Raw genomic sequence first — 13,407 nt, forward strand, 5'->3', positions numbered from 1 at the left:
CTTTCCTTGCGTTGTCGGTCAGAGCACGCCGCGGCTGCACCTCGGCAGCCGCGCTCGGGGCCGCCTGGGGCGTACGGCGACGCCGTACGCCCCAGGTCGTCCCTCGGACCGAGCTGTGGATCAGCCGGCGTTGGCCTCGTTGGCCGCCTGCACGGCCTCGAACAGGGCCTCGCGGACGTCGTTGTTGATGGCGCCCTCCACGACCGGGGCGACGAGCTCCCGGAAGGCGTCGACGTTGACGTCGTCGTTGAACTCCGCACCGGCGGACTCCGCGGCGGTGCGCGAGGACTGCGCGTACTCCTTCATGCCCTCGTTGACCGACTCGACGGCGCCGGGGACGAGCTCGAGGAACGCCTCGCGGTCCTCGTCGGACATCCCGCCGAGGATGTCGCTGTTGATGAGCAGGTAGTCCGGGACCATCAGGTGCCGGGTGTAGGAGTAGTACGAGGAGACCTCGTTGTGCTTGAGGGCCTCGAAGACCGTCTCGTTGTTCTCCGCGCCGTCGAGCGCACCGGTCTGCAGGGCGCTGTAGACCTCGCCCTGACCCATCGGGGACGCCACCGCGCCCATGGCCTCGATCATGGCGACCTGGGAGTCGGACTGCTGGACGCGGATCTTCAGACCGTCGAGGTCCTCGGGCTCCACGATCGGGTGCTTGCTGTTGTAGACGCTGCGGACACCGCCGGAGACACCGGCGAGGACGCTGATGTTCTTGGAGTCCTCCAGCGAGGAGTACAGCTCGCCCACGACCGCCTCGTCACCGAGGACGGCGGCCTGCGCCTCCTCGGTGGCGAACATGTAGGGCAGGTTGAAGACGATGAAGTCCTCGTTGAAGGACTCGAGCACGGGCGCACCGATGAACATCATCTCGACGCTGCCGTCCGAGAGGTTCTGCACGACGTCGGACTGGGTGCCGAGCTCCTCGTTGGGGTAGACCTCGATGGCGTACCGGCCGTCGGTCGCCTCGTACAGGTCCTCACCGAGCTGCTCGGCGGCGAGGTACTGCGGGTGCTGGTCGGTCTGGTTGAAGGCGAGCTTCCAGAGCGTCTCCGCGTCGGAGACGTCGACGGCGCCGTCGGCGGCCGCACCCGTCTCGCCCTCGGACCCGGAGGCCGAACCGCCGGAGCCACCGCACGCGGCGAGGCTCATGGCCGCGACCGTGGCGACGGCGATGGTCGTGTACATCTTCGTGCGCTTCATCTACCTGTTGTCTCCTCTGTGTCGCCCGCACACCGCTCGGGTCCGGGCCTCGTGATCACCGTTGATTCAGGACGCCTCGCGACAGCACACAACGCCTGACGCGAGATCGGTTGCCGGCCTGTCCGACGACCTCCACCGGAGCGGCCGCCCACATCGTGGTGGGCTGCTGATTCCTGGTGATCGGCGGTGAACACGGAACATGTCCGGCTGACGTGACGAAGGTAATACCTTTCGAGGAGGCGGGTCAACTGGTGATACCAAATCAAGACGGAGCGTCCCCCTGACCGGCACTCGAGCGCCGTCGGCAGGCTGCCGTGCCCGCCCCCGTGTGGCTCGTGCGGCAAGTCCGCGCCGGCGTCTGCCGTGACCGTTGTCGGAGCGCCGGATTCGTACGACTCCCGGCCGTTGGCGCGGACAGCGTCGGACGTTGGTGCTCACAGCGTCGGCCGCTGGTGCTGACGGCGTCGGACGGCGCCGCACGTGCCACCGGGGCGACCACCGGAGCACCCCTCACGCCCATCAAAGGTATGATGAATGGGTCACATCGCAGTGCCGACCCCAAAGGATGGCCCATGCCCACGATCACGTCCGTGGACGTCGCCGACGTCCGCTTCCCCACCTCACTGACCGCCGACGGCTCAGACGCCATGAACAAGGACGGCGACCACTCCGCGGTCTACGTCGCCCTGACCACCGACGGCACCGACGCCCAGGGCCGCCCGCTCGCCGGGTACGGCATCACGTTCACGATCGGACGGGGCAACGACCTCGTCACCGAGGCCGCACGGCAGCTCGCCCAGAGCCTGGTCGGCGTCGACGTGGCCGCGATGGCGGTGGACATGGGCGGGACCTACATGTCCTTCACCACCGACTCCCAGATGCGCTGGCTCGGCCCCGAGAAGGGCGTCGTCCACCTGGCACTCTCGGCCGTCATGAACGCGGCCTGGGACCTCGCGGGCCGCCACGTGGGCAAGCCGGTCTGGCGGATGCTGGCCGAGATGACCCCCGAGCAGCTCGTCGACGTCGCGGACCTGCGATACCTCGCCGACGCCCTCACCCGCGAGCAGGCGCTGGAGATCCTGCGGGCGGCGGAGCCCGGCAAGGCCGCGCGGATCGCCGAGCTCGAGGCGACCGGGTACCCCTGCTACACGACGGCGGCCGGCTGGCTCGGCTACTCCGACGAGAAGATGGTCCGCCTCATCCACGAGCAGGAGAAGCTCGGCCTGACCCACGTCAAGCTCAAGGTCGGCTCCGACATCGAGGAGGACGTGCGGCGCTGCCGGCTGGCGCGCGAGACGATCGGGCCCGACCGCACCCTCATGATCGACGCCAACCAGGTCTGGGACGTCCCGACCGCGATCGAGTGGGTCGGCCGGCTGGCCGAGTTCAACCCGCTGTGGATCGAGGAGCCGACGAGCCCCGACGACATCCTCGGCCACCGCAAGGTGCGCGACGCCGTCGCGCCGATCGGTGTCGCGACCGGCGAGCACTGCCACAACCGGGTGATGTTCAAGCAGTTCATGGAGGCTGGCGCCATGGACTTCTGCCAGCTCGACGCGGGACGGCTCGCCTCGATCAACGAGATCGTCGCGGTGCTGCTCCTCGCGGCGAGGTTCGACGTGCCGGTGTGCCCGCACGCCGGGGGCGTCGGTCTGTGCGAGATGGTCCAGCACGCCTCGATGCTCGACTTTGTCGCCATCTCCGGCACGCGTGAGGGGCGGCTGACGGAGTACGTCGACCACCTCCACGAGCACTTCGAGCAGCCGGTCCGCGTCGCGAACGGCGCCTACCAGGTCACCGGCGAGCCGGGGTACAACACGGAGATGAAGGCCGCGTCGATCGCCGAGTTCCGCTACCCGGACGGCGCGTACTGGTCCGGCGCGACGACGACCGCGGCGGGCGAGCCGGTGCCTGCCGGCGCAGCTGCCGTCTGACGGGTCGACCCCCGCTACGCGCAGTGGCGGGGGTCGACGTCGTCGGCGTCGCGGACAACCGCGCCAGGTGGGACTACCGCTCCGTGGTGCCGGTACGGCCGCCGTCTGACGCGACCGACCCCCGCCACGCGGCGTGACGGGGGTCGGGGTCTCGCCGCGCGGGACTACCGCAGGTCGGTGATGCCGGCGGGGTCCATGTCGTCGAACTCCTGGTTCTCGCCGGCCATCGCCCAGACGAAGGAGTAGGCGTGGGTGCCCACCCCGCTGTGGATCGACCAGCTGGGCGAGATAACGGCCTGCTCGTTCGCCATGACGATGTGGCGGGTCTCGGTCGGCTGGCCCATCAGGTGCACGACGCGGGCGTCGTCGGGCAGGTCGAAGTAGAGGTACGCCTCCATCCGGCGGTCGTGCGTGTGCGCCGGGAGGGTGTTCCACATGGAGCCGTCGTGGAGGGTCGTGACGCCCATGACGACCTGGCAGCTGCGGACGCCGTTCGCGTGGATGTACTGGTTGAGCGTGCGGCGGTTCGACGTCGACTGCTCGCCCAGCTCGCGGGTGGTGCCCTGACCGGGAGCGACCGCCGTCGTCGGGAAGTCGGTGTGCGCGGGGGCCGAGAAGACGTAGAAGCGGGCGTCTCCCTCGTCGCCGCTGGTGAACCGCACCTCGCGCGTGCCGCGTCCGAGGTAGAGGCAGCCGCCGTGCGCCATCTCGTGCTCGACGCCGTCGGCGACGATCGTTCCGGGTGCGCCCACGTTCACGACGCCCGCCTCGCGGCGCTGCAGGAAGAACTCGGCGCGCAGCTCCGGGAAGGTCGGCAGCTCGAGGCCGTCGGGGCCGGGCTGGGCGCCCAGGATGACGACGCGGTCCTGGTGGGAGTAGGTCGCCGTCACCTCGCCGGCGCGGAAGACCTCGTCGACGAGGAACCGCTCGCGGATGGCGGCGGTGTCCATGAGGGGCAGCTCGTCAGGGGATGTGGCGTAGCGGGTTTCCAACTCGACCTCCGGGTTGCGTCCTTGCTGGGAGGAGCCATCCAGCTCCGTCAATCATCATACCTTTCGACCCCAAGGTGAGGCCGGAGCCCCGTGGCGGACGGGGACGATTCCTGCAGTCCCGCCAGATTCCGGGCGCCGACCCGTCTCCAGCGCGCCAGGCCGTTGCAAAAGATATGACCTTTATGGCACCCTTGGCTCAGAGCGTCTCGGGGGGCCGCTCCGACCGTCAGCGATGATGGACAACGAGCTGCACGTACCGGCCCGGCCGCCCGCTCTACCGCCGTCGGCGCCCCATCGTTCGGGTGCGCCCACCCGAACGAGTCTGAGGATCAACGATGAGTACCCTGTTCGACATCACCGGCAAGCTGGCCTTCGTGACCGGCTCCTCCCGCGGGCTCGGCAACGCACTGGCCAGGGGCCTGGCGGAGGCCGGCGCGCGGGTCGTGCTCCATGGGCGCGGGGGTGACGCGCTGGCGGCCGCCCGTGAGCAGATCTCGGCGATCACCGGGACCGAGACGCCCGCGGTCTCCTTCGACGTGACCGACCAGGCCGCCGTGCGTGCCGGCATCGGCACCCTGATCGCCGAGCACGGCGTCCCGGACGTGCTGGTCAACAACGCCGGCATCCAGCGCCGCGCCCCGTTCAACGAGTTCGACCCCGCGGACTGGGACGACATCGTCGCCGCCAACCTCTCCAGCGCCTTCTACGTCTCCCAGCAGGTGACGCGGGCGATGGCCGAGCGCGGCTCGGGCAAGGTCGTCAACATCGGTTCCGTGCAGTCGATGCTGGGCCGGCAGACCATCGCCCCGTACGCGGCCACCAAGGGCGGCATCGTCATGCTCACCAAGGGCATGGCCGCCGACCTGGCCCGGTTCAACATCCAGGTCAACGCGATCTCCCCCGGCTACTTCGCCACCGAGATGAACAAGGCGCTGGTCGAGGACGAGGCGTTCAACGCCTGGGTCGTTGGCCGCACGCCGGCCCAGCGGTGGGGACAGGTCGACGAGCTCGTCGGCGCCCTGCTCTTCCTCGCCTCGGACGCCTCCAGCTTCGTCTCCGGCCAGAACATCTTCGTCGACGGCGGAATGACCTCCGTCGTCTGATCCGCACGCCGTACGCCGCACCCCGACTCCACGACGCACCACCACCGAGGAACTTCCATGAGAGCACTCGTCATCAACGGCAAGCTGGACCTGCGCGAGGAGGAGCTGCCCGTCCCGGAGCCCGCAGCCGGAGAGGTCCGCCTGCGCATGGCGTTCGCCGGGATCTGCGGCTCCGACCTGCACTACTACAACGAGGGTGCCAACGGCGCGTTCGTGGTCCGCGAGCCGCTCGTGCCCGGTCACGAGGTCTCCGGCACCGTCGACCTCGACCCCAGCGGCGAGCTCGCCGCCGGCACCCCGGTCACGATCCACCCCGCGACCTTCGGCACCCCGGAGGCGGGGCTGGAGGACCACCGGCACCTCTGGCCGAACGGCGCCTACCTCGGCAGCGCCTCGACGTGGCCGCACACCCAGGGCGGGATGAGCGAGTACCTCGTCGTCGCCAAGGACATGCTCCGGGTGCTGCCCGACTCCCTGCCGCTGCGCCGGGCGGCCCTGGCCGAGCCGCTGGCCGTGGGCCTGCACGGCATCGCCCTCGCGGGCGGCGTCGCGGGCAAGCGGGTGCTGGTCTCCGGGTCCGGGCCGATCGGCCTGCTCACGGCCGCGGCCGCACTGGCCAAGGGGGCCGCCGAGGTCGTCGCCACCGACGTCCTGCCCGGCCCCCTCGAGCGCGCCCGCGCCCTCGGTGTCCACCGCACGATCCAGGTCACCGAGGAGGAGATCCCGGCCATGGCGTTCGACGTCGTGCTCGAGTGCTCCGGCGTGCCCGCCGCCATCAACGCCGCCCTGGTCGCCGCGCGGCGCGCGGGCACCTACGTCCAGGTCGGGATGGTCCCGAACGAGCCGAAGGGCATCAACCTCGCGCCGATGATCTCCAAGGAGCTCACCGTCCACGGCTCCTTCCGCTTCAACGACGAGATCGACGAGGCGGTGGCGATGCTGGACGCGAACCCTGCGTTCGAGGACGTCATCACCCACGACATCCCGGCCGTGAGCGCCCTCGACGCCTTCGCCGCCGCGAAGGACTCGCAGGCGTCGGGCAAGGTCGTCGTGTCCCTGTGGCAGGACCCCGAGCAGGCCTGAGCGCCGAGAACCCACCGAACGAGGAGCACCCATGAAGATCGTCATCACAGACTGCGACCACGCCTCGATCGACATCGAGCAGGCGGTGGCCGACGCCGAGGGCGCCGAGCTGATCCTCGGCAACGGCACCAGCCCGACCGAGGTCATCGCGAGCTCCGCCGGCGCGGACGGGCTCGTCGTGCAGTACGGCCAGATCACCGCAGAGGTCATGGACGCCCTGCCCGGCCTGCGCGCCATCGGCCGCTACGGCGTCGGGGTGGACACCGTCGACGTCGAGGCCGCCACCGCCCGCGGCATCGCGGTGTGCAACGTGCCGGACTACGGCACCGAGGCGGTCTCGGACCACGCCATCGCGCTGGCCCTGGCCGTCAACCGCGGCATCGGCGTCCTGGACCGCGGGGTGCGTGCCGGCAGCGCCGACCTGACCCCGTCGCAGCCCGTGTACACGATCGCCGGTCGCACCTTCGGGGTCCTGGGCCTCGGCGCCATCGGCACCGCCACCGCCCGCAAGGCCGCCGGCCTCGGGTTCGAGGTCATCGTCACCGACCCGCTGCTCGAGCCGGGGACCACCGCCGAGGGCTACGAGGTCGTGGACCTCGAGGAGCTGCTGCGCCGCTCGCAGGTCCTGTCGATCCACGTCCCGCTCGTCCCGGCGACCCACCACCTGATCGACGCCGCCCGGCTCGGCACCATGCGCCGCGACGCGATCGTCGTCAACACCTCGCGCGGCGGCGTCGTCGACACCGACGCCCTCGTGGAGGCGCTGCGCTCCGGCCAGATCCTGGGCGCCGGCCTGGACGTGTTCGAGACGGAGCCGCTGCCGGCGGACCACCCGCTGACCACCTTCGACCGGGTGCTGCTCACCCCGCACTCGGCCTTCTACTCGGAGGAGTCCTACGCCGAGCTCAAGCGCCGCACCATCCAGAACGTCGTCGACGTGGTCGCCGGGCGCACGCCGCGCAACGTCCTCAACCCGGCCGTGCTCGCCGGCACGGGAGCCTGATCGCATGACCGACGCCATCCTCGGCGGCGGGGAGACCTCCGCCGCCGACGCCGCGCTCCTGACGCGCATCAGCGCCCATCGGCTGCTGCCCGTGGTCGTCCTCGAGGACGCCGCCGACGCCGCCGGGCTGGGCGCCGCACTGGTGGCCGGCGGACTGCCGGTCGCCGAGGTGACCTTCCGGACCGCGGCGGCCGCCGACTCCGTCCGCGCCATGGTCGACGCCGGACTGACCGAGCCCGACGGGCCGAACCTGCTCGTGGGCGCCGGCACGGTCGTGACGCCGGAGCAGGTGGACACCGCGGTGGCCGCCGGGGCCCGCTTCGTCGTCTCCCCCGGGCTGAGCCGGGCGGTGGTCGAGCGCTGCCAGGAGCACGGCGTGCTCGTGCTGCCCGGGACGGCGACCGCCACCGAGGTGCAGGCGGCCCTGACGATGGGCCTGCGCACGGTGAAGTTCTTCCCGGCCGAGTCCTCCGGCGGCGTCGCCGCGATCAAGGCGCTGACCGGCCCGTTCCCGCAGATGAGGTTCGTCCCCACCGGCGGGATCAAGGAGTCGAACGTGGCCGACTACCTCGCGGTGCCCGCCGTCCTGGCGGCCGGGGGGTCGTGGATGGTTCCCGGCTCCGCCGTCGCCGCCGGTGACTTCGCGCAGGTCGAGCGCCTGACCGCGGGCGCCGTGGCCCTGGTGGCCGGCTCATGACCGACCCGTCGGGCACCGGCGCTCCGTCCGGCGGCCGGGAACCGGCACCAGGGCTTCCCGAGGCGGCACCTGGGCTTCCCGAGCCGGCACCCGGGCTTGCCGAGCCCGCACCACGGCTTCCCGAGACTGCACCAGGGCTTTCCGAGACTGCACCAGGGCTTCCCGAGGTGCTGTGCATCGGCGAGACGATGGCGATGGTGACGTCCACCGACGCGGGCCCGCTCGTGACGGCCGAGACCTTCTCCGTCTCGCCGGGCGGAGCCGAGTCGAACCTCGCCCAGCACCTGGCCGAGCTCGGTGTGCGGACAGCGTGGGTCTCCGCGCTCGGTGCCGACCCGCTCGGCGACCGGCTGCTCGCCGCGATCGCCGCCTCCGGGGTGGACACGCGCTGGGTGAGCCGCGACCCGGACGCGAACACCGGCGTCTACGTCAAGGACCCGGGCAGGAAGGTCTACTACTACCGCAAGGGCTCGGCGGCCTCCCGTCTGTCGCCCGAGCACGTGGCCGGCTGGCCGATGGCGAGCGCCCGCTGGGTGCACGTCTCGGGCATCACCCCGGCGCTGTCGCCGACCTGCCGTGCCCTGCTGCCGGCCGTCGTCGACGCCGCGCGGGCCGCCGGCGCCGGGGTCTCGCTCGACGTCAACTACCGCCCGGCCCTGTGGTCGACGGCGGAGGCGGCGGCGACGATCCAGCCGCTGGCCGACCGGGCCGACGTCGTGCTCGTGGGGCGCGACGAGGCCGAGGTGCTCTGGGGCACGCCGACCGCCGAGGAGATCGCTGCCCTGTTCCCGGGCGCCGGGCGCGTCGTGGTCAAGGACGGCGACGTCGAGGCGGTCGAGGTCGACCGCACGAGCGCGACCGAGGTCATCACCAGGGTGCCCGCCCGCAGGGTCGACGTCGTCGAGTCCGTGGGCGCCGGCGACGCGTTCGGTGGCGGCTACCTCGCGGCGCTGCTGCGCGGCGACGGCGCCGAGGACCGTCTCGCGCTGGGTCACTCGCTCGCCGCGTGGGTGCTCGGGTCACCGAACGACTACCGCTCCGGGCACGGCCCGACGGTGCGACCCGAGACTCGATAGCCCTTCGGCCTCCGCCAGCTCGTCGACGGTGAGGATCCGGTGCGATAGATGCACCGGATCCTCACCGTTGTCCCGCGGGGTCCGGCCACCAAGCCGCTCGCCGCGCGGAACCGTCGACGTCTGCCGGTGCATCGACGGACTCGCCGCTCGGAACCGCCCGGCCGACACGCCACATCGTGGGACGGCTATGACCAGGGTCATGTTCTGCGGGAGGATTCGCCGAGCACCGACGAACCGCCGTGGCACCATCGTCGTGGTCACGTCGGGTTGATCGGCCGGCTCAGCACACCACCGCCCGGGAGGCGAACCATGACCGCACGTCAGATCCGACTCGGTATCGCGGCTGCGGCGGCCGCCCTCGTCCTCAGCGCCTGCGGGGGTGGCGGCGAGGAGACCACCGACGGCGGCACCGCGGCCGGCGGGCAGGAGTTCGACCTCGTCGAGGCCGGCACCCTCACCGCCTGCTCCGAGGTCCCCTACGTGCCGTTCGAGATGGAGGACTCCAGCACCCCGAGCGGCTACAGCGGCTTCGACATCGACCTCCTCCAGGCGATCGCCGACAACCTGGACCTGGAGCTCACCGTCGCGGACGTCAGCTTCGACGCCCTCCAGTCGGGCACCACGCTCGCCGCCGGGCAGTGCGACATCGGTGCCTCGGCCATCACGATCACCGAGGAGCGCCAGGCCAACATCGACTTCTCGGACCCGTACTACGACTCGCTGCAGTCGCTGCTGGTCCCGGCCGACTCCGGCATCGAGTCGATCGACGACCTCGCCGGCGTCACCGTCGGCGTCCAGCAGGGCACCACCGGCCAGGCCTACGCCGAGGAGAACGTGCCGGAGGGCACCACCCTCGCGGAGTACCCCGGTGACGGCGAGCTCTGGCCCGCGCTCCAGGCCGGCCAGATCGGCGCGATCCTCCAGGACCAGCCCGTCAACGTCGAGCACGCCAAGGCGGACGAGAACTACCTCCTCGTCGAGGAGTACGACACGGGTGAGCAGTACGGCTTCGCCTTCGGCAAGGACCTGAAGCCCGAGCTGCTCGAGGCCGTCAACGCCGAGCTGCAGGCGCTGCGCGACGACGGCACCTACCAGGAGATCTACGACTCGTACTTCAGCGCCGACGGTTCCTGACGTCCGATGCGCAGGTCCACCCGCCGGCGCCTGTACCGGGGCACCAACTACGCGATCTTCGTCGCGGTGGTGGTGCTCGTCCTCGTGGCCACGGACTGGGAACGCATCATCAACCAGTTCTTCCGCTGGGACGTCGCACGCGAGCAGCTGCCCGGGATCATCACGATCGCGCTGAAGAACACGATCCTGTTCACGGTCATCTCCTTCGCCGGCGGGCTGCTGCTCGGCGTGTTCATGGCCCTGCTCAAGCTCTCCTCCGTCGGGCCGTACCGCTGGTTCGCGACCGCCTACATCGAGCTGTTCCGCGGGGTCCCGGCGCTGCTGACGATCTTCGCGATGGCGTACATGCTGCCGATCGCCCTGGGCGTGCGGGTGCCGGGAGGCCAGGTCGGCGCGGGCCTGGTCGGGCTCATCCTCGTGGCCTCGGCCTATATGGCCGAGGTGATCCGGTCCGGCATCGAGGCGGTGCCGAAGGGCCAGGCCGAGGCCGCCCGCTCGCTCGGCATGTCCCCCACCAAGACGATGTTCTGGGTGATCCTGCCGCAGGGCATGCGGATCACGATCCCGCCGATGACCAACGAGTTCGTCCTGCTGCTCAAGGACACCTCGCTGCTGTTCATCGCCGGCTCGACCGTGTTCACCAAGGAGCTGACCACCTTCGCCCGAGACGGGCTGACCACGCACGCGAACGGCACGCCGCTGATCATGGCCGCGATGCTCTACCTGCTCGTCACCATCCCGCTGACGCGGCTGGTCGCGGTCCTGGAGAGGAAGCTGGCGAAGACCCGATGACCACAGGCACCCCACGTGACCCGAGCAGCGTCGACAACCCGGCGTCCGACGTCGCCGCGATCGAGATCCGCGACCTGCACAAGAGCTTCGGCGACAACGAGGTGCTCAAGGGGATCGACCTGCTCGTCCGGCCCGGCGAGGTGGTGTGCGTCGTCGGGCCGTCCGGGTCGGGCAAGTCGACGCTGCTCCGCACGGTCAACCTGCTCGAGCAGCCGACCAGCGGGTCGATCCGCATCGAGGGCACGGACATCCTCGACGAGGACGTCGACATCGACCGCATCCGCACCCGCATCGGCATGGTGTTCCAGCAGTTCAACCTGTTCCCGCACATGACGGTGCTGCGCAACCTGACGGTCGCCCAGGAGCGGGTGCTGCGCCGGCCGAAGAAGGAGTCGCAGGAGGTCGCCCGCGCGATGCTCGAGCGGGTCGGGCTGGCGGAGAAGGCCACCGACCACCCCGGGCACCTGTCGGGCGGCCAGCAGCAGCGGGTCGCCATCGCCCGCTCGCTGTGCATGAACCCGGACATGATGCTCTTCGACGAGCCCACCTCGGCCCTGGACCCCGAGCTCGTCGGCGAGGTGCTCGAGGTGATGCAGGACCTCGCGTCCTCCGGGATGACGATGATGGTCGTCACCCACGAGATGGGCTTCGCCCGCGAGGTCGGCGACCGCCTGATCTTCATGGACGACGGCGTCATCGTCGAGGAGGGCGACCCGGCCGAGGTGCTGGCGAACCCGCGCCACCAGCGCACCCAGGCGTTCTTGTCCAAGGTGCTCTGACCCGCACCTGCCCCCGCACCTGACACCTGTGCACCCGGTACGACGTTCACGCTGCTTAGCCGGAGGCTGGTCCGGTCCCGAGCCGTCCCTCGACGGTCGTCCGGCCGGGGCCGTCGAGCTGGCCGACGTAGGCGTCCCGGCCGGCCATCGTCATCACCAGGGCGAGTGTCGGACCTTCGACGGCCGGGCCGTCGCCGACCGCAAACCTCCCGTCGGTCGCGCGCAGCCGCAGGCCGCGCACCATCGACCGGCTCTGAACGGCGAAGTCGCGCCGGGCGAAGAAGTGCGCGACGTGCGTGAGCGCATCGACGTCAGGCTCGCTCTGGATACCGAGCGGCACCCGGACGTCCTGGCTGTGGACGAGAACTTCCCCGAGGTAGGCGGCGGTGTCCTTCGATGGCGCGGTCGTGCTCTCGACGACGGCCCGGAACCGCTCGAGCGTCTGTGCCGGCGTGGCGCCGAGCTGCTCACGGAGCCGCCGCTCGTTGTGCACCGCCGGGCGGAAGCGGGCACCGACGATGGACCGTAGCCAGCGCAGACGCCCGACGGTGGCCCCAGCGGTCAGGTGGGCCACCACGTGCTCGACGTCCCAGTCGGAGCACAACGAGGGTGTGTGCCACTGCTCCGCACCGAGGTGGGCCAGGTCCTCGGCGAGGCTGCGGCGGGCTGAGTGGATCATCGCCCAGAGCCGGGCGTCGGTGGTGGAGGTCAAGGTCGGCCCGTCTGGTCCGGCGGGTCGGGGTGAGGCATGTCCTCGGGCACGAGCCGGGCCACACCGGCTCCGGTGAGACGCGACGGGGCGACGGGGCGACCGGACACCGCCATGAGCAGGTCGACGGCCGCCGCTTCGACCCCCGGACCCGTGCCATGTGTCGTCCCGGTGGAGGTGTCGACCAGCATGAGTCCGGCGGCCCGTTCCCGCCCACCCCCGAAGCGGACCGGCGTGCGCAGCTGGTAGGCGAGGGCGCGCGCCACGGCCCAGTGCGGGTAGGCGGCCCCGATGCCAAGCGGGCGACGGATGTCCTCGCCGTGCACGACCGCCTCGACCAGCCTGGTGTCCAGGCTCGCCGGCGGCGTGCGACTCAGGTCGGCCGCACGTCGCAGCTCCGCCAGCGTCTCGCGCGGGTTCGCCCTCCTGGCCCGGGCGATCCCACGCTCGTTCGCACGGTCGAAGTCCATCCGTGCAGCGATCATGTCGCGCACGAACGAGAGCCTGCCCGTCAGGGCGGTGTCCACCAGATGTGCCAGCACGTCATGGACGTCCCAGCCGGGGCACAGCGACGCGGTGCCCCACTGCGCGACGCTCAGGTCGGCGAGGTGGCCGACCAGCCGCCGTCGCTCGTCGTGGACGACTTCCCAGAGGGCTCTCGATGACCTGCGCAATACGGCTCCCTCGACGGTGCGGGCTCGGGCCCGGGTGCGGTCCGTCCGAAGTCTGCCCGAAGATGTCGCGCCCGGCGCCCATCTCGAGACTGCTCCTTGACTGCACAGGACCACGTTCGCGACGCCGGACTCTCGTCACCCGAGCGAGCTTCACTGCCAGATCGGTTGCTATAGCGACCACTTCGGCAGCGAAATGGCTCGACAGACCCAGGCGGACGACGCGCCGAGGAC

13 protein-coding genes are annotated in these 13,407 nt (G+C 71.1%); 9 read left to right on the top strand and 4 right to left on the bottom strand.

Features of this window, described 5'->3' with window-relative positions; translation table 11 throughout:
• Positions 1 to 120 precede the first annotated feature (120 nt).
• Positions 121 to 1,200, bottom strand: a complete 1,080-nt coding sequence (locus GD748_RS03420) for a TRAP transporter substrate-binding protein (RefSeq protein WP_152193766.1) — start codon at positions 1,198 to 1,200, stop codon at positions 121 to 123.
• A gap of 572 nt (positions 1,201 to 1,772) precedes the next feature.
• On the opposite strand from GD748_RS03420, the gene GD748_RS03425 reads away from it, so the two are divergent.
• A complete protein-coding gene (locus GD748_RS03425; protein WP_152193767.1) occupies positions 1,773 to 3,134 on the top strand; it encodes an enolase C-terminal domain-like protein in 1,362 nt (453 codons plus the stop codon).
• A 164-nt stretch (positions 3,135 to 3,298) separates the two neighbouring features.
• Here GD748_RS03425 and kduI read toward each other — a convergent pair whose 3' ends face one another.
• Entirely contained in the window at positions 3,299 to 4,126 is an 828-nt protein-coding gene (gene kduI / locus GD748_RS03430; protein ID WP_152194357.1) for a 5-dehydro-4-deoxy-D-glucuronate isomerase, read from the bottom strand.
• 335 nt (positions 4,127 to 4,461) lie between these two features.
• On the opposite strand from kduI, the gene GD748_RS03435 reads away from it, so the two are divergent.
• From GD748_RS03435 to GD748_RS03470, 8 genes are all read left to right on the top strand, one after another.
• Positions 4,462 to 5,229 carry an SDR family oxidoreductase gene (locus GD748_RS03435; protein WP_152193768.1) on the top strand — a complete coding sequence of 256 codons (768 nt, stop codon included), beginning with the start codon at positions 4,462 to 4,464 and terminating at the stop codon, positions 5,227 to 5,229.
• A 57-nt stretch (positions 5,230 to 5,286) separates the two neighbouring features.
• Positions 5,287 to 6,312 (top strand): zinc-binding dehydrogenase, encoded by a 1,026-nt coding sequence (locus tag GD748_RS03440; RefSeq protein WP_152193769.1) that lies wholly within the window; start codon positions 5,287 to 5,289, stop codon positions 6,310 to 6,312.
• A 31-nt stretch (positions 6,313 to 6,343) separates the two neighbouring features.
• Positions 6,344 to 7,315 (top strand): C-terminal binding protein, encoded by a 972-nt coding sequence (locus GD748_RS03445; RefSeq protein WP_152193770.1) that lies wholly within the window; start codon positions 6,344 to 6,346, stop codon positions 7,313 to 7,315.
• 4 nt (positions 7,316 to 7,319) lie between these two features.
• Complete coding sequence (eda, locus tag GD748_RS03450) at positions 7,320 to 8,012, top strand: bifunctional 4-hydroxy-2-oxoglutarate aldolase/2-dehydro-3-deoxy-phosphogluconate aldolase (protein ID WP_152193771.1); 693 nt, start codon at positions 7,320 to 7,322, stop codon at positions 8,010 to 8,012.
• A gap of 167 nt (positions 8,013 to 8,179) precedes the next feature.
• Entirely contained in the window at positions 8,180 to 9,088 is a 909-nt protein-coding gene (locus GD748_RS03455) for a sugar kinase (protein ID WP_226920709.1), read from the top strand.
• Positions 9,089 to 9,397: 309 nt separating this feature from the next.
• Positions 9,398 to 10,222 carry an ABC transporter substrate-binding protein gene (locus tag GD748_RS03460; RefSeq protein ID WP_152193773.1) on the top strand — a complete coding sequence of 275 codons (825 nt, stop codon included), beginning with the start codon at positions 9,398 to 9,400 and terminating at the stop codon, positions 10,220 to 10,222.
• Positions 10,223 to 10,228: 6 nt separating this feature from the next.
• The gene (locus GD748_RS03465) at positions 10,229 to 11,014 is read left to right on the top strand and encodes an amino acid ABC transporter permease (protein ID WP_152193774.1); all 786 of its coding nucleotides are present in this window, start codon (positions 10,229 to 10,231) and stop codon (positions 11,012 to 11,014) included.
• Positions 11,011 to 11,793: an amino acid ABC transporter ATP-binding protein gene (locus tag GD748_RS03470; protein ID WP_152193775.1), complete on the top strand. Its 783-nt coding sequence runs from the start codon at positions 11,011 to 11,013 to the stop codon at positions 11,791 to 11,793. The genes GD748_RS03465 and GD748_RS03470 overlap by 4 nt, the downstream gene beginning before the upstream one ends.
• Before the next feature lie 55 nt (positions 11,794 to 11,848).
• Here GD748_RS03470 and GD748_RS03475 read toward each other — a convergent pair whose 3' ends face one another.
• The gene (locus tag GD748_RS03475) at positions 11,849 to 12,472 is read right to left on the bottom strand and encodes a maleylpyruvate isomerase family mycothiol-dependent enzyme (RefSeq protein ID WP_193312846.1); all 624 of its coding nucleotides are present in this window, start codon (positions 12,470 to 12,472) and stop codon (positions 11,849 to 11,851) included.
• Positions 12,473 to 12,501: 29 nt separating this feature from the next.
• Positions 12,502 to 13,176 (bottom strand): maleylpyruvate isomerase family mycothiol-dependent enzyme, encoded by a 675-nt coding sequence (locus GD748_RS03480; protein WP_152193777.1) that lies wholly within the window; start codon positions 13,174 to 13,176, stop codon positions 12,502 to 12,504.
• Positions 13,177 to 13,407 lie beyond the last annotated feature (231 nt).

This window comes from Georgenia subflava (assembly GCF_009193155.1).
Classification (GTDB): Bacteria; Actinomycetota; Actinomycetes; order Actinomycetales; family Actinomycetaceae; genus Georgenia; species Georgenia subflava.

Coding starts and splice junctions, on each gene's coding strand:
- GD748_RS03420 (WP_152193766.1), bottom strand. CDS start 1,200: ATGAAGCGCACGAAGATGTACACGACCATCGCCGTCGCCACGGTCGCG.
- GD748_RS03435 (WP_152193768.1), top strand. CDS start 4,462: ATGAGTACCCTGTTCGACATCACCGGCAAGCTGGCCTTCGTGACCGGC.
- eda (WP_152193771.1), top strand. CDS start 7,320: ATGACCGACGCCATCCTCGGCGGCGGGGAGACCTCCGCCGCCGACGCC.
- GD748_RS03445 (WP_152193770.1), top strand. CDS start 6,344: ATGAAGATCGTCATCACAGACTGCGACCACGCCTCGATCGACATCGAG.
- GD748_RS03425 (WP_152193767.1), top strand. CDS start 1,773: ATGCCCACGATCACGTCCGTGGACGTCGCCGACGTCCGCTTCCCCACC.
- GD748_RS03440 (WP_152193769.1), top strand. CDS start 5,287: ATGAGAGCACTCGTCATCAACGGCAAGCTGGACCTGCGCGAGGAGGAG.
- GD748_RS03460 (WP_152193773.1), top strand. CDS start 9,398: ATGACCGCACGTCAGATCCGACTCGGTATCGCGGCTGCGGCGGCCGCC.
- GD748_RS03475 (WP_193312846.1), bottom strand. CDS start 12,472: ATGATCCACTCAGCCCGCCGCAGCCTCGCCGAGGACCTGGCCCACCTC.
- GD748_RS03470 (WP_152193775.1), top strand. CDS start 11,011: ATGACCACAGGCACCCCACGTGACCCGAGCAGCGTCGACAACCCGGCG.
- GD748_RS03465 (WP_152193774.1), top strand. CDS start 10,229: ATGCGCAGGTCCACCCGCCGGCGCCTGTACCGGGGCACCAACTACGCG.